The 16410-nt window shown below is 28.7% G+C and carries 11 protein-coding genes; 4 read left to right on the top strand and 7 right to left on the bottom strand.

Annotated features, from left to right (window positions below; all coding sequences use genetic code 11):
* Positions 1-108: 108 nt before the first annotated feature.
* On the bottom strand, positions 109-390 hold the full coding sequence (locus J3E06_RS07650; RefSeq protein ID WP_013180031.1) for a hypothetical protein: 282 nt from the start codon (positions 388-390) through the stop codon (positions 109-111).
* A 155-nt stretch (positions 391-545) separates the two neighbouring features.
* On the bottom strand, positions 546-719 hold the full coding sequence (locus tag J3E06_RS07645) for a hypothetical protein (RefSeq protein ID WP_013180032.1): 174 nt from the start codon (positions 717-719) through the stop codon (positions 546-548).
* Between the two features lie 449 nt (positions 720-1168).
* Between J3E06_RS07645 and J3E06_RS07640 the strand changes: the two genes are divergently transcribed.
* The gene (locus tag J3E06_RS07640; protein WP_259164953.1) at positions 1169-4645 is read left to right on the top strand and encodes a NosD domain-containing protein; all 3477 of its coding nucleotides are present in this window, start codon (positions 1169-1171) and stop codon (positions 4643-4645) included.
* Positions 4646-5130: 485 nt separating this feature from the next.
* Here the strand turns inward: J3E06_RS07640 and J3E06_RS07635 are convergent, their stop codons facing one another.
* Together J3E06_RS07635 and J3E06_RS07630 are read right to left on the bottom strand one after the other, a co-directional pair.
* Positions 5131-7284, bottom strand: coding sequence for a hypothetical protein (locus J3E06_RS07635; protein WP_013180034.1), 2154 nt, complete (start codon positions 7282-7284; stop codon positions 5131-5133).
* Positions 7285-7618: 334 nt separating this feature from the next.
* On the bottom strand, positions 7619-8302 hold the full coding sequence (locus tag J3E06_RS07630) for a TfuA-like protein (protein WP_013180035.1): 684 nt from the start codon (positions 8300-8302) through the stop codon (positions 7619-7621).
* A 265-nt stretch (positions 8303-8567) separates the two neighbouring features.
* Between J3E06_RS07630 and purM the strand changes: the two genes are divergently transcribed.
* The 3 genes from purM to pscS all read left to right on the top strand — a co-directional run bounded on the left by purM (position 8568) and on the right by pscS (position 12876).
* The gene (gene purM / locus J3E06_RS07625; RefSeq protein WP_013180036.1) at positions 8568-9626 is read left to right on the top strand and encodes a phosphoribosylformylglycinamidine cyclo-ligase; all 1059 of its coding nucleotides are present in this window, start codon (positions 8568-8570) and stop codon (positions 9624-9626) included.
* Positions 9627-9739: 113 nt separating this feature from the next.
* Positions 9740-11461 (top strand): phenylalanine--tRNA ligase subunit beta, encoded by a 1722-nt coding sequence (gene pheT, locus J3E06_RS07620; RefSeq protein ID WP_013180037.1) that lies wholly within the window; start codon positions 9740-9742, stop codon positions 11459-11461.
* Positions 11462-11676: 215 nt separating this feature from the next.
* Complete coding sequence (gene pscS / locus J3E06_RS07615; protein WP_013180038.1) at positions 11677-12876, top strand: O-phospho-L-seryl-tRNA:Cys-tRNA synthase; 1200 nt, start codon at positions 11677-11679, stop codon at positions 12874-12876.
* A gap of 20 nt (positions 12877-12896) precedes the next feature.
* On the opposite strand, the gene J3E06_RS07610 is transcribed toward pscS, so the two are convergent.
* The 3 genes from J3E06_RS07610 to J3E06_RS07600 all read right to left on the bottom strand — a co-directional run bounded on the left by J3E06_RS07610 (position 12897) and on the right by J3E06_RS07600 (position 16340).
* The gene (locus J3E06_RS07610) at positions 12897-14165 is read right to left on the bottom strand and encodes a geranylgeranyl reductase family protein (RefSeq protein WP_013180039.1); all 1269 of its coding nucleotides are present in this window, start codon (positions 14163-14165) and stop codon (positions 12897-12899) included.
* A gap of 175 nt (positions 14166-14340) precedes the next feature.
* Positions 14341-15591, bottom strand: a complete 1251-nt coding sequence (locus tag J3E06_RS07605; RefSeq protein WP_013180040.1) for a SufB/SufD family protein — start codon at positions 15589-15591, stop codon at positions 14341-14343.
* The gene (locus J3E06_RS07600) at positions 15588-16340 is read right to left on the bottom strand and encodes an ABC transporter ATP-binding protein (RefSeq protein ID WP_013180041.1); all 753 of its coding nucleotides are present in this window, start codon (positions 16338-16340) and stop codon (positions 15588-15590) included. Before J3E06_RS07600 ends, J3E06_RS07605 begins: the two co-directional genes overlap by 4 nt.
* Between the last annotated feature and the right edge of the window lie 70 nt (positions 16341-16410).

The following is a 16410-nucleotide window of genomic DNA, read 5'->3' as shown; positions in this document are numbered from 1 at the left end:
TTATTTTATTTTATTTTTATATTTATTAATTTTAAATTATTCTATGGTATCTTAATTCATTTTAATTTTAGTTCATTTAAATAATAAATAGAGTATTTATATATAATATTAATTTTCTTTTGATGCAACTTTCGAATTATTTTTAATCATAGTTTTTGAGAATGCTAAAGTACCCACAGGTCCACAAATTAACAAAAATAACGCTACAGAGTGAGCAAAACCTATGTAATATATTTCATTGACAACTATTAAAAATGTAGCCACTATAATTGCTAGTAATCCCTCGCCAATCAATACATTTGACGTATTTTTATGAAAGCACAACTTTAATGAGGAAAATGCCCCTATAATTAAAGTAAACAATGTAAAGTATATTACATATTCATTCATTTAAATCAACTCTTTAAGGTTCTGTAATTTTATTACTAACTTTAATTATATTTATTATTGTACAAATTACATATACTTGAACTTTTATAATTAAATATTCAATTTTTCAATATTATCTAAATTATTAACTTTTTTATTAACTTTTTTATTAATGTTTAAGATAATGACGTATATGCCCAGTATATAAATATTAAAGAACCTAAAAATACTGAAAACCACATCCAAATATTTAAGAAAAACACGAGTTTGTAATATTTTTCAGCTTTTTCCGGGTCATTCATAAGTTTTTTTATAGGGTCATTGCCATAATATTTTTTCCTTTTTAACATGAGTATTCACATCGTAAATTATAATTACATATATGAATTCTTAATTTATATAATTATTGCAAAAAATAATAAAATTTGACTGTGAAGTACGCAATTAACAAACCAAAATATACTAAAATAATACTAAAATAAAAATTATAATTTATCAAAAAATGATTAAAAATAAGTTATAAGTTTTATTATTAGGTAATAAGTTTATTAATTAGGTATCCAACCATATAAAAAAGTTTATATACTCCCTAAGTATATATTCATTGTAGTATAGGACATTATATGATTGTCTAAAATATTTCTTTTTATATGCTTAATTATACTCAAATTTATCGCATAATCATAAATTATCTTTTTAAATTATAAAATATATAATATTTTATAATTATATAGTACAATATGTTCTAAATAAATTGAACAAATAATACTCTTAAACTAATAATTAAATGAGGCAAATTATGAGAACTATAAATAATAAAACAGGGATTTTAACATTTTTAATGTTATTAATTTCTCTGTTGGCAATTAATTCAGCTTACGCTGACACACAAATAACAGGTCCCATAAATATTACAACTCCGGGAACTTATTATTTATCAGATAATTTAACTATTACATCAGGAAACGCTATAAAGATTGATTCTATCGATGTAATAATCGAGGGAAACGGATATACAATAGATGGAAGTAATCAAGGTACAACAGGTATCGTTGTTAATAATGGTTACTCTAACGTTGTTATAAAAGACATCCATATAAAAAATTTCACTGATAATGGTATTTATTTAAATGGCGTTAGCAACAGTTTAATAAAAAATTGTTATATAACTTCAAATAAAAATTATGGGATTTACGTATATTATTCAAATAATAACAATATTACAAATAATACTGTAAATTCAAATAAAAATTTGGGGATTTGCGCATATTATTCAGACGATAACAATATTGTAACCAATAATGCATCAAATAATAATCAATATAATATTTACGTGAAATATTCGGATAATATCAAAATACTAAATAATACTGTAAATTTAGCCAGTGATGGTATCTATGTAGAACGTTCAGATAATAACTCAATATATAACAATACTGTAAATTCAAACAGTTATGCAGGTATTATGTCATTTGACTCAGATGATAACAGGATATTTGATAATACTGTAAATTCAACAAGTGTTGCAGGTATCTATGTATCTAACTCTAAAAATAACACTGTTGAAAATAACGTCTTAACTTCGACAGGTATTTTAGTATCTGGTAATTCTTTAATACAATATTGGAGTTCACAACTAATAAAAGACAATACTATAAATGGTAAACCAATTTACTATTACGCAAATGCCAATACAGGAACTGTACCAACTGATGCAGGACAGGTTATTATTGGAAATTGTACGAATATGAATGTAGAAAACCTAAACTTATCAAATATAGGTATAGGATTACAAATTGGTCATTCATTCAATAACATAATTTCAAATATCACCGCAAATTCAAATAGGTTATACGGCATTAATATGTATATGTCATATAATAACACAATTATAAACTCTACATTCATAAATAATGATAGAGGTATGTATATATCGGATTCATACAATAACAGTCTATACAACAATATATTTAACAATACTAATAATGTATTCCCGGATAATTCTAAAGGCTATTGGAATACATCTAAGGAAAACGGTGGAGGTAACTTCTGGTTTACTCCAACCGGGACAGGATGGTCTGAAACTGCTACTGACGATAATGAGGACGGTTTCTGTGATAGTCCATATCAAATGAGCTTAAACAATATCGATTATTTACCAAAAGCACTCGATACAAAAGGACCTAATATAATAATAAACAGTCCTATAAAAGACAAAACATACAATATCAGTAATATCTTAATAAACGTCACTACCACAGATATGAGTGGGGTAAAAGAAGTAATTGCTACTATAAATGATACTAACCATTCAATGAATAAAAATAACAGTTATTATACATATAATGCTACAGCATTATCAGATGGAACATATACTTTAAAAATATATTCAAAAGACAATCTTTCAAATGTAAATACAACTGAAACTACATTTAAAGTTGATACAACTGCTCCAAAAATAATAACAATAACACCTGCGAAAAATTCAACCATAGGTGTTTCAACAAATTTACAAGTATTAGTTAATGAAAAATCAATCATAAACGTTTCATTATCGAATGAAACAAATACACAAAGATTTAATTTAACTGAAGATTTAAATAATGAAAATTTATACACTAAATTGCTTAAGGATTTATCTAAGGGGAATTATACATTAAAAATAACTGCAACTGATTTATACAATAATAGCTATACGAATGAATCTACTTTCACAGTAGATGATACCAAACCTGCTATTGAAATTGTAAAACCCACAAATAATTCAATATTCAACATATCCAATATTTCATTAAATGTTACAGCAGATTCAAATGTCACTTCAGCAATAGCAAACATTAAATCAGACTCTGTAGATAAAAACATTACATTAATAAAAGATAATAATGAATATGTAGGAACTACGGGAATTTTAGGTGAAAATAAATATAATATAACAGTATATGCAGTTAATACATTAGGGAATACTCAAATTACAAAACCTACTACAATTACAATAGATACGACTAAACCAACAATTACAAACTTAAAACCAGTTAATAATTCAACAGTAAACACCGGATTTACAATAAATGCAACAATTAATGATAATTTAGGTATTAAAAACGTAAGCGTTAAATTAAACGGAACTAACTACGCAATGACAAATATAAGTGGAAACACATACAGTACCTCACCTATAACATTGTCAACTGGAAATTATAGTTATGCAATAAAAGCATACGATTTAGCTGGAAATTACAAAATAAGTACTGTAAACTTTAAAGTGGATACAACTGCTCCAAGTATCAACATAACTACGCCGTCATCTAAAATCTACAATATTAGTAATATAACAATAAATGCAACGGTTATTGATTCAACAATGGTTGATAAAGTAATTGTAAATATAAACAATGAAAATATTACATTAAATAAAGCAGGTAATTACTACACAGCATCTAAAACATTGAATGACGGAAACTACACTTTAAAAGTATACGCAAATGATACATTAGGGAATAAAGAGGTTTCGAGTATTAAGACATTTACTGTGGATACGAATAAACCTTATCAAGTTCTAATAAATACCCCACAAGGCACCATACGAAATAATGATTTTACAATAAATGTTATGGCTTCAGATAACATAAGTGGAATAAAAGAAGTTATTGCAAATGTAAACAATGAAAATATTACATTAAATAAAACAGGTAATTACTACACAGCATCTAAAACATTGAATGATGGAAATTATTTATTAAACATTACTGCAATAGACAATGCTAACAACAGTAATTCAACAAGTACAACATTTACAATCGATACATACGTACCTTCATCAAATAGTCATCATAAAACGTTAGATGCTTCAGATTCAATTGAATCATCAGATATGAAGAGAACAGTTTCAGAATCAACAGTCGTTTACGGAAGTAATTTCGATAAACAGTTAGCTGAAGGTTTAAAAGAAAATATTTACCCAGATGACTATGAAGTAACTGGGGATACTATTATTGTAGGTGGACCAGTATCAAATAAAATAGCTGAGCAATATAATGATAGATTTGTAAAACCAGTTTCAAATGAGAATCCTGGTGAAAATAGAGGTATTATACAAATACTTAAAATACAAGATAATAGTGCTTCAGTAGTTCAAAGTTATAATGTAGTTTATATCGCTGGTTCCGATAGATTAGGAACTGAAGCTGCTTTGAAATACTTTGAAACACTTGAAGAATTACCTACAGAACCTATTATCGTAGAATGGACTTCCGAAGGGCCAGTTTTAGTTTAATACTCCCTTCCCTTTTTTGATGAAACCTTTCAGGTTTCATTTACTCTTTTGTTTATTACTTTTTTAATATAGTTTAAAACGATGTTTACTCGGAATTACGTAATATATAAAAAGAAGGCATAGATTATTTAAAAATTTTAGTAGATGTACCCTAAACATATTTTTACATCATATAATAACCTCAAATTATAATTAAATATTTGTAAATTATTTTTTTAAATATACCTGTCTTTATTTTTAATCGAAATTTTAGAATAAATAACACTATTGGAATTTAAGAAAAATTATAAAAAAGCAGTACTTAAAATTTATGAACTCTTAAAAAACAAAAAATACGGCAAATTTATCGATAAAAATTAGTATTTTCAAAAAAAAAGATGAATATTTAAAAAATATAGGTTAAATTCTATTTCACTGTAAAATAAACAAATAAACAAAAGAGTAAATGAAACCTGAAAGGTTTCATCAAAAAAGGGAAGGGAGTATTAAACTAAAACTGGCCCTTCGGAAGTCCATTCTACGATAATAGGTTCTGTAGGTAATTCTTTAAGTGTTTCAAAGTATTTCAAAGCAGCTTCAGTTCCTAATCTATCGGAACCAGCGATATAAACTACATTATAACTTTGAACTACTGAAGCACTATTATCTTGTATTTTAAGTATTTGTATAATACCTCTATTTTCACCAGGGTAGTTATTTGAAACTGGTTTTACAAATCTATCATTATATTGCTCAGCTATTTTATTTGATACTGGTCCACCTACAATAATAGTATCCCCAGTTATTTCATAGTCATCTGGGTAAATATTTTCTTTTAAACCTTCAGCTAACTGTTTATCGAAATTACTTCCGTAAACGACTGTTGATTCTGAAACTGTTCTCTTCATATTTGATGATTCAATTGAATCTGAAGCATCTAACGTTTTATGATGACTATTTGATGAAGGTACGTATGTATCGATTGTAAATGTTGTACTTGTTGAATTACTGTTGTTAGCATTGTCTATTGCAGTAATGTTTAATAAATAATTTCCATCATTCAATGTTTTAGATGCTGTGTAGTAATTACCTGTTTTATTTAATGTAATATTTTCATTGTTTACATTTGCAATTACTTCTTTTATTCCAGATGTGACTAATCCATCATCTGTACTAACGTTTATTACAATATTGTTTGTTTTTAAAGTTCCGTTTGGCGTGTTTATTGTAATATTTGGTGCAATTTCATCTTTTATATAGTTTAATAAATATAAATCATAATTGTCATTGTTCCATATATGACCCAATACGTATATATTATTGTTTTGTATTACCATTCTTTTCGGTTCATTATCTAATGAATCAACCATATATGAATTATGACTTAGTAAATTGCCGTCTGCGTCATATTTTAATAATATCGTATTCTGAGAACTATTATACCCATAACCTATTATGTTAATATTATTATTGTATACGCCCATAGATACTGCCCTATCATATTCTCCATGGTAGTCATAGGCCCTATCCCATAGTAAATTTCCGTTTGAATCATATTTTAAAAGTATAATATCTTGACTTTCATTGATTCCGATACCTAATACATATAACGTATCATTATATGCCGATACAGAGGTTATTGCATCATACCTACCACTATAATCGTAGGTTGTATTCCATAGTAAATTTCCATCTGAGTCAAAAGTGGATATTAGTATATTTTGAGAGGTAATATCCTCATAACCCAAAATATAGAGTTTACCATTACTCATTACAGTATGCAAAGGTTCATTATCTATGGATTTATAATCATATGTTTTATTCCAAAGTAAATTGCCGTCTATGTCGTATCTTAAGATTACAGTATCATAGTTTGTAGCATAACCTTCCCCGATAAGATAAATACCATTGTCATAAAATTTAAGACATTTTGCACAGTCATACTTTGAATAATTGTACGTCCTATTCCAAAGTAAATTGCCGTCTAAATCATATTTTACCAATCCAAAATTAGAACTTGAATCCCCCTGTTCATTATATACGATATAAAATGCATTGTTATATTCGCCACAGGAAACCAGTCCTTCGCTTTTTGATTCGTTATCATAAGTCTTGTTAAAAACTAAATTGCCGTCTAAATCATATTTAAGAAATAATAATCCATCTGCTCTGGCATTATCATTTTGACCTATAACATAAATATAATCGCCATACGTTGAGAAACCTGAGAAACCTTGATTTTTTTCAAATTTGTTATATGACCTATTCCAAACTAAATTGCCGTCTAAATCATATTTTAAAAGCATTATACCTTTTGAATTATTGACACTGTTGTATGTATCTCCAGAAACATAAATATAATCGCCATATTTTAACATACCCCTGGGGATATCGTGAGACGGATTTGACATATAAGTAGTATTCCATAGTAAATTGCCGTCTTTATCATATTTTACGAGTAATGTATTTAGTGTCGTATATGAATTATGAGCTAAGATATATGAATTATTATCACTTACAATTAATGATACGGGATAATCATTGTCTCCCATATAATCGTATTTTTGACCCCATACGAGACAATCTTCATTATATGCAGAAATAACGTTTAAACTACACATTAATACGAGACTAAGTATTATAACATATTTTAATTTCATAATGTACCTCAATTCTATTAATTAGTTATTATTTGTTTATTATTACTATTATTATATTGATATTATTAGAAAGATAATATAGTTGTTTAATGGGATATCTAACTATATATTATATGTTAAACTATAGTATTTAAACAATTCAATTTAAAATTAATAAATAGTGACATATAAATAAATTATAAATATTATCTCTTAATTAGGGTATTTAAAATTAAATAACATCAAAATCTTCGTTAAATTTAAAAATAAAAAAATACTAAAAAGAATAATAAAAAGAATAATAAAAAGAATATCAATAATATATAAAAGATATACCAAAAATTTAAGTATTTTATTAAAATGTTGAATTATCAGAAATTATTTTTTTTATCATATTGCATCCGTCGATATGCTTTATATCCCGTTGAGTGTTTATGTAATCCATTATTTTAATTTGTATTTCTTTATCAAGTTTTGATTTGTCAAAAACGGTTTCATATGTCCTAAGGGGATAATAAAGTTCCTTTGCACTGTTTATTATTAATTTATAATCCTTTTGGTTAATTATATTTTCAGCTAACGCATTTTTCATAATTTCCCTAAAACTAACCATCGAAAAAGTTATTTGTACGATTTCCCCATTTTCTGTTTTCTTATCAAATGTGACTGCAACCTCATCATCATCACATAATTTTCCAGATTTATAAAGTTCGTAAACTTTGCCTACGCCCATCATACCTAAAGTATCCAATTCTGAAGCCCTCAACGCACCCATAGAGCCTGCACCGTAAACTTTAACATTGTTTTTCAAGATATTTAATATTTCCCTATGACCTACAGCCGTATTTTGTAAAAAACAACCGTCTATTATGCCTATTACGTCATAATTAAGCATTTCAGGTTTTTGCAAGTCGCCTCGTTTTATGGGGTCGTAAATTGTTAATTCATAATTATTAAGGTTGGATTCTTCAAATAAATTTTTAATTTCCTTTTCTTTTAAAGTTAGCTTGGAAAATATCGCTATTTTTAAATTTTCCATAAAATCACTATCGTTTTTAGTTTTTATTTTAGTTTTTATTTTAGTTATTATATTTATTACTATCCAAATATTTGCAATTTCCTTTAAATTTAAATAAATTATAAATACTATGTTTAAATAGATAATAGATAATTCTATATTAAAGATTGTCAAAAATTAATTTAATTAATATTTATGTAATAATCAACTAATAATTAAGTAATAGCTAATCATAGTTATTAGTAAAAGATTACGTATAAAAATTATGTATGTTTGAGGTGTAATTTTGGTTACTTATAAAGACGCAGGCGTAGATATTTACGGCGAAGACAAAATAATAAAAGCATTAGTTTCACAAATCAACTTTAAAAGGACCGACGCAATAAAACCCGCTGATTTAGACGGACACTATGCTGGAGCTATTGAATTTGGCGATTACTATTTAGTACTCTGTACTGATGGAGTAGGTAGTAAAATGGTAGTTGCAGAAATGGCTAATAAGTTTGATACCGTTCCTATCGACATGATTGCTATGAACGTGAATGATGCTATTTGCATTGGTGCTGAACCGGTTGCATTAGTCGATTATATGGCTGTTGAAACTATTACCGAAGATATCGCAAAACAAATCGGTAAAGGATTGAACGAAGGATTAGAACAATCCAATATAAACTTAATCGGTGGAGAAACTGCTTCATTACCAAGTATGATAAATGGTGTTGACCTTGCAGGCACCGTATTGGCAGTTGTTAAAAAAGACGAAATAATCACAGGTAAAGAAGTTAAAAAAGGCGATGTAATCGTTGGTTTAAGAAGTAGCGGTGTTCACAGCAATGGATTATCACTCGCAAGAAAAGTATTCTTTGATATCGCAAATTTAGACATCAATTCAAAATTAAAACACGGAAAAACAGTTGCAGAAGAATTATTAACCCCTACAAAGATATATGTTAAGCCTGTAATGGATATGATTAAAAAATCAGATATAAACGTTAAAGGTCTCGCACATATCACAGGTGGCGGATTTAGAAAGATTAAAAGGTTAAACAAGAATATTACATATGTAATAAATGATTTACCAGAACCTTTGCCAGTATTTAAGGAAATAAAAGAGCTTGGAAATGTTGACACTCACGAAATGTTTAAAACATTTAATATGGGTATTGGCTTCTGCGTAGTTGTTTCAAAAGAGGATGCTGAAAAAGTAATCGAAGTAGCAAACCAGTACTTAATTCCTGCTCAAATTATCGGTAAAATTGACGATGAGTACACTTTAAAAGACGGAGAAACCGTTAAGAATACTGTTGTTGTTAAATACGGAAGAAATGAATTTATAATGGAATAATTTAAAAAATAAAAAATAATATAAAAATAAAAATAAAAAATAATATAAAAATAATAATAAAATAATAAAATAATAAATAAAAATAAAACAAAAGGAAAATTCGGTGAATAAAAATGCCTACAATCAATGTTGATAAAAAAGATTTAGAATATTTGGCAAATTTATCACTTTCTGATAAATTAATCGAAGATAAATTTCCAATGATGGGCGTAGAAGTAGAGGAACTTTTCGAAGAAAACGATAGAGAAATGGTTCAATTTTCTATTAACCCAAATAGACCAGATTATTTAAGTGTAGAAGGTCTTGCAAGAGGTTTCAGAGGCTTTATGGGTATTCAAACCGGTTTGGCAAACTACGATATTAAAGATAGTGATATCGAAGTAATTGTAAAATGTAGCAAAGAAAGACCATATATAGCTTTTGCACTCGTTAAAAACGTAATTGTCGATGATTTAATACTTGAAAGTATCATAAATCTTCAGGAAAAATTGCACTGGGCAATCGGTAGGGATAGGAAAAAATTAGCTATAGGTGTCCACGATTACGATAAAATAGAGGCTCCATTCATATATGATGAAGTAGAAGGAGATGCGGTTAAATTTGTACCTTTGGCAATGGCTGAAGCTGGTGAAATGACACCTAAAGAAATAATCGAAAAACACGAAAAAGGTCAAAAATACGCACACCTCATAAAAGATAAATTCCCATTAATTACTGATAAAAACGGCAATGTGTTGTCAATGCCCCCAATAATCAATGGAGAATTAACTAAAGTTAGTACGAATACAAAAAACCTTTTAATTGATATTACAGGAACTGAAAAAGGTGCTGTTGAAAATACCTTAAACATTGTAGCTACTGCACTTGCTGAGAGAAGAGGAACTATTTTCAGCGTAAAAGTAATTTACGAAGAAGATGGAAAAGTTATTAATGAAGAAACCTATCCAAAATTAACTCCTGAACAAATAGAAATCGATTTGGAGTTTATTAATAAAAAATTAGGCTTAGAATTGAATTTCGGTCAGGTTATTTCAGCATTGAGAAAGGCAGGTTTAGACGCTGAATTAATCAATAAAAACGGTGAAAACTTACTTAACGTTTACATTCCGGCATACAGAAACGATATGTTAGGTAAAGTGGATATTGTTGAAGAAATAGCTATTAATTACGGCTATGAGAAATTTAAAGGCGCTAAAATAAATGTCCATACAATCGGGCAAAAGAATGAATCAGAGGTTAAATCTTCTGAAATTAAAAATACTATGATTGGTTTAGGATTCCAAGAAGTAATGAACTTAACTCTTACAAATAAGACAATTTTATTTGAAAATATGAATATGGAAGTTGGTTCAGTGGAAGACGGCTGTAAAGACTACATCGAAGTTTTAAAACCTGCATCAATTGAGCATAATGTCATTAGAACTACAATAATCCCTCAATTATTGGAAACCCTTAAAATAAACAAACATAACGAATTGCCTCAAAAAATCTTCGAAATTGGAGATTGTGTAATCATTGACGAAAACGCAAAAGAAACCGATAAATACTTTGATACCAAATGTAAAGACGTTAGAAAAGTTTCAGGTGCGATAATTCAACCAAACGGCAATTTTAACGAAATTAGAAGTGTAATTGATGCACTTTTAAGAGAACAATACGATAACTATGTTATTGAAAATTACGCTCATCCGTCATTTATTAAAGGTAGATGTGCCAAAATTTTAGTAAATGAGGAATACAAAGGATTATTTGGAGAAATTAATCCTCAAGTTATCGTTAATTTTGAATTAGAACATCCGATTACAGCGTTTGAAATTCAAATAACTAATGATTAATAAAAGATAATTGATATAATTGATATAATTGATAACTAATATTAAATAATTAACAATTAATAATAAATATACTATCTAATTTTATTATTTTTAAACAACCATACACATTTTAATAAAATTATTTTAAGTAATTAATTTAAGTAATTAATTTAAGTAATTAATTTAAGTAAGTTAAGTAAATCATATGATTTAAATCAAATTTTACGGGGTTTATAATGGAAAATACGGAAAAAACCACGATTGGAACCGATATAAACACAGATAAGTATAAAAACATTAAACGACATCTTGAAAGAGAGATGATTAACTTAAATCCGATTCAAAGAGGCGGAATTTTACCTACTGAATCAAAAAAGGTTATTTATGAATATTGGGACGGTTATAGCGTTTGTGATTACTGTGCCGGTAGATTAGACCAAGTTGAGACGCCACCTATTCACGAATATTTGGAAGATGCTTCAAAATTCTTTGGTGCAGATATTACGAGACCTACGCACGGTGCAAGGGAAAGTAAGTACGTAATAATGAATTCAGTGTGTAAACCTGGCGATTATGTAATTATGGATGGCAATGCACACTATACGTCCTTTGTAGCTGCTGAACGTGCAAAATTAAACATTGATATTGCACTGGTGGAAGATTACCCTACATATCGAGTAATACCTGAAAAATACAAAGAAAGAATCGAAACATTGGAAGATGAAGGTAAACCAATCGGTTTATTATTGCTTACGCACGTTGATGGTAATTACGGGAACGTAGCAGACGCTAAAAAAGTTGGGAAGATTGCAAAAGATAAAGGTTATCCATTTTTATTAAACTGTGCTTACTCAGCAGGTAGAATGCCCGTCAACGCAGAAGCTTTAAATGCTGATTTTTTAGCTATTTCAGGTCATAAAAGTATGTCCGGCTCTGGACCTTGCGGTTTATTAGCAATTAGTAATAAAAATGAAGAATACAGTAAGCAAATCTTGAAAACGTCTAAGAAAAATATTGTAAAAGAACTTGAAATGTTAGGTTGCACGAGTAGAGGAATTCCAATATTAACACTTATGACGAGCTTTGCTCACGTTATTGAACGTGTTAATAACTGGGATAAGGAAGTTAAACGTGTAAGATGGATTATTGACGAATTAGAAGCCGTAGGGTTTAAACATATTGGTGAAAAACCTAAAAACCACGATTTAACCAAATTTGAAACTCCAATTTTAGATGAAATTGCGGAGCACGATAAAAGAAAAGGTTATTTCTTCTACGAAGAGCTCAAAAAAAGAGGCATCGGCGGTATAAGACGAGGAGCTACCAAAGAGTTTAAAATGAGTGCTTTCGGATTAACTGACGAGCAAACTAAATATGTAGTTGATAGCTTCAAAGAAATTATTGAAAACGGAAGAAAAGAGAATAATTTAAATTAACATATTTTTTATTTTTTATTTTATTTTATTTTTTTACCAAATAAGGAAGCTTCTACGACTTTTTTTAAGATTTCAGAAGGTTTGTCCATTTCTCCATTGTTATTTATATAATCAATTAAATTTTTATCAATTACATATTTTAATATTTTATCAATTTTCTTATTATTCAATTTATTCATCAAATAGCTCATTTTTAAACCATAGTTAATTTCTTTACCTATTTCTGATTTCCAAAGCTCTTCATAGGTCTTTAAATAATCTAAATTGGCATTTTCTTCATTTAAAAATTTTGTATGATATTTTGTATAGTACTCGTTAATAGTATTTGCACATAACTTTGCACATTTTGCACCAAAGTACAAACCACCTCCGCTAAGTGGTTTTACCTGATTTACTGCATCACCTACGAGCATTACGTTGTTTAAAACGCTTTTACTATTATATCCGAGTGGAATAGCACCGATACTATATTCTATAGGTGTGGCACCTTTTAATATTTCTTTTGCATTCTCATTTGTAGCTATAAAATTATTGAGCTTATTTAGTGCGTCTTTAGTATCACACATCCCTACTCGCACTCTATCTTTGCCAGTTGGAATAATCCACGTAAAAAAATTACTGCTGTATCGCTTGTCATAAAAAACGTTTACAAAGTCGCTATCAATATTAGAAACGTTTACATACTCTATTTGTACCCCGGTGATTATTTCTCTTTTTTGGTGCATTTTTAATGACTTTCCAATTCCTGACCTTACTCCGTCAGCCCCTACAATTATTTTTGGAGAAAATATGTATTTTTCATCTTTTAAATTATTTTTAACTTCTATTATGTGTTTTTTGTTTAAACTATTATTTTTACTATTTTTACTATTTTTATTATTTTTATTAGTGGTTGTTTCATTTAAAATTTTTCCGTGAGATTTTAACATTAAATTTACATTTTTATTTTTTAAAGCTCTTTTTGCAATGTCTTTGTCCATTTCTTTCCTTTCAAAGACCATTGCCCTTATTTTATTATCATCACCCACTGTTAAATTTTGCTTTTCACAGAATATATTTGCCCCCCTAACTTTATTAACTATTCCTTTGGGATTTCCTAACTCATTAAAGCCTTTTTTACTTAATAAACCAGCACACTGGATTGGAACACCTATCGATTGATGTTCTTCAACAACGAGTACATTTAAATCTTTTTGGATGTTTTCCGCAGTTATAAAACCAGCAGGACCTCCACCTACGATTATAACATCATATTGTTCATTTTGATTATTAATTTTTAAATTTGGCATTTTTTCATCTTTATCCTAATTTTAGTCTGTAATAATACATATTCTAATAAACTATAAATTATTTGCTAATTTTTTAAAATAAAAATAATATAAAAATAATATAAGAATAATATAAAAATAATAAAATTAAAATTAAAATTATAATGGAAAAAATAAAAATATACAGTAATTAAATTTACATCGCATTTTCAAGTGTCATATCCATCATTTCTTTAACGTTTTTAGCAAGTTCTTCAGGTAAACCATTAATGTCTACGCTAAGGAATCCTTTAATAATTAAAGAAGTAGCCTCATCTTCCGTAAGCCCTCTTGACATTAAATAAATAAGCTGGTCTTCTGCAATTTTACCAACTGCTGCCTCGTGAGATAAATCTAAATCAGTCTCAGTAGCTTCCAATTCGGGAACTGCCAATATTCTAGCATCTTTTGAAAGGATTAAACCCCTACATTCGAGATGTCCTTTAACTCCTTTTTCAGCACCTACCAGATGACCTCTTGAAATTACTTCGGACTCGTCAACTGCAATAACTCTTGAAATCATATCCGCACTTGAACCTTTTCCGTTAAGAACAACTCTTGAACCCATATCATACTTGGATTTACCCGTACCGTACACAATAGTCTGGAAAGTTGCTTTACTGTTGTCCCCATCACAGTATGCTGTAGGGTAGCTTTGCATCGATTTAACTGGCATTGTAGTAACATAATTGTTAATAAATACTGCATCTTCATCTAATCTGATGCCTGTTCGAGGTCTAACGTGTACGTTTTCACCCCAATTATGTACCATCGTATATGTTAATTTTCCGCCTTTTTTAACGTAAAATTCAGAAACCCCTAAGTGAAGACCGGATTTTACGTGTGGTGATGTTGTACAGCCAGTAATAACGTTTAGCTCAGCTCCTTCATCCACTACTATAATATTATGTACGTTTTGAGAAACATCTTCTTTACCAATTAAAAGACAAGTTTGTAATGGGATTGATTCCTTCACACCTTTAGGTGCGTAGATAAAATAACCTTGAGAAAGCTCATTTTCAACTCTCGCAGAATATTTATCTTTAATTTCCACTACATTCCAATAATATTCGCTTAAATCGTGTTTTTCCAACGCTTCTGTGATTGGCATTATTTCAATGTTTTTATACATTTTTGAATATATCGGTTCATTATTAACTTGCAAATATGAACCAGATGTGTTTTTCTCGTTTATATCGATTCCGACTTTTGAAAGTGCTTCTTTTTCATCTTCTTCAATATCAGTGAGTGATTCAACCGCCCTATTTGTATTTTTTGGTGTTGGGTAATCATCTAAGTTTATATCGTCTCCAAATGGTGCTGGAACGTCTTTAAATTTCTCGGCTATAATTTTAGCTTCTTTTATTTTTTCCTGCATTTTTTCGCTAAGGTTAGAATTTAAATTCATTTTCCCACCACACATTTTTTATTTCTTGAGCAAGCAACACATCTTTCATATCCATTTTTAATGATTTCGGGAAGGATTTCGTTAGGTGAGCCAGAGCAAGCTATTACTCCATCATATAATACGTGTGCTTTATCTACATCCATAAAGTTTAGGATATAACCCAAGTGTGTAATGATTAATCCTGATTTATGCCTTTCACTTGGTTTTTTGTCTTTATCTAAAAGATGGTTGATAATTCCACCCAATAATTCAACGTTTTCAACATCTACACCGCTGTCTGGTTCATCAAACATAATTAAATCAGGATTTTGAGCATAGATTTGCAATAATTCAGACCTTTTAACTTCACCGCCAGAAAAACCAACATTTACATCTCTTTCATAAAAGTGTTTAATGTTCAATTTTTCCGCCATTTCGTTTATTCTGTTCATTTCCTTTGTGGTTATTGACTCGAGCAACGTATTTAACCGTACACCAGATAATGCAGGTGGTGATTGGTAAGAAATACCTATACCAAGTTTTGCTCTTTCATACATTGGCATATCTGTTATATCATGACCTTTAAAGTAGATATTACCACGTACTACTTCATATTTTGGATTTCCAAGTATTGTATTTAAAAGTGTGGACTTACCCGCACCGTTAGGGCCAAATAAAACGTGGCTTTCGCCTTTATCGATATACAAGTGTATATCTTTTAATATTACCTTATCCCCTGTTTTAACCGATAAATCTTCAATTTGTAGCATATAAACACCTTTTTAAATTCGGTATTAGTTAAATTTTTAAATTTGGTAGTGGCTTTGAATTAACAACATA

The sequence above is a fragment of the Methanococcus voltae genome, assembly GCF_024807655.1.
In the GTDB taxonomy this organism is placed as follows: domain Archaea; phylum AGJL01; class Methanococci; order Methanococcales; family Methanococcaceae; genus Methanococcus; species Methanococcus voltae_D.
Note: the sequence above shows the minus strand (reverse complement) of the source record. Positions and strands in the feature narration are given on the sequence as shown.

Bases quoted from the DNA above. Each gene is read 5' to 3' on its own strand.
- pheT (WP_013180037.1), top strand. From the start codon at position 9,740: ATGCCTACAATCAATGTTGATAAAAAAGATTTAGAATATTTGGCAAAT.
- J3E06_RS07630 (WP_013180035.1), bottom strand. From the start codon at position 8,302: ATGGAAAATTTAAAAATAGCGATATTTTCCAAGCTAACTTTAAAAGAA.
- J3E06_RS07605 (WP_013180040.1), bottom strand. From the start codon at position 15,591: ATGAATTTAAATTCTAACCTTAGCGAAAAAATGCAGGAAAAAATAAAA.
- J3E06_RS07635 (WP_013180034.1), bottom strand. From the start codon at position 7,284: ATGAAATTAAAATATGTTATAATACTTAGTCTCGTATTAATGTGTAGT.
- J3E06_RS07645 (WP_013180032.1), bottom strand. From the start codon at position 719: ATGTTAAAAAGGAAAAAATATTATGGCAATGACCCTATAAAAAAACTT.
- J3E06_RS07650 (WP_013180031.1), bottom strand. From the start codon at position 390: ATGAATGAATATGTAATATACTTTACATTGTTTACTTTAATTATAGGG.
- J3E06_RS07610 (WP_013180039.1), bottom strand. From the start codon at position 14,165: ATGCCAAATTTAAAAATTAATAATCAAAATGAACAATATGATGTTATA.
- J3E06_RS07640 (WP_259164953.1), top strand. From the start codon at position 1,169: ATGAGAACTATAAATAATAAAACAGGGATTTTAACATTTTTAATGTTA.
- pscS (WP_013180038.1), top strand. From the start codon at position 11,677: ATGGAAAATACGGAAAAAACCACGATTGGAACCGATATAAACACAGAT.
- J3E06_RS07600 (WP_013180041.1), bottom strand. From the start codon at position 16,340: ATGCTACAAATTGAAGATTTATCGGTTAAAACAGGGGATAAGGTAATA.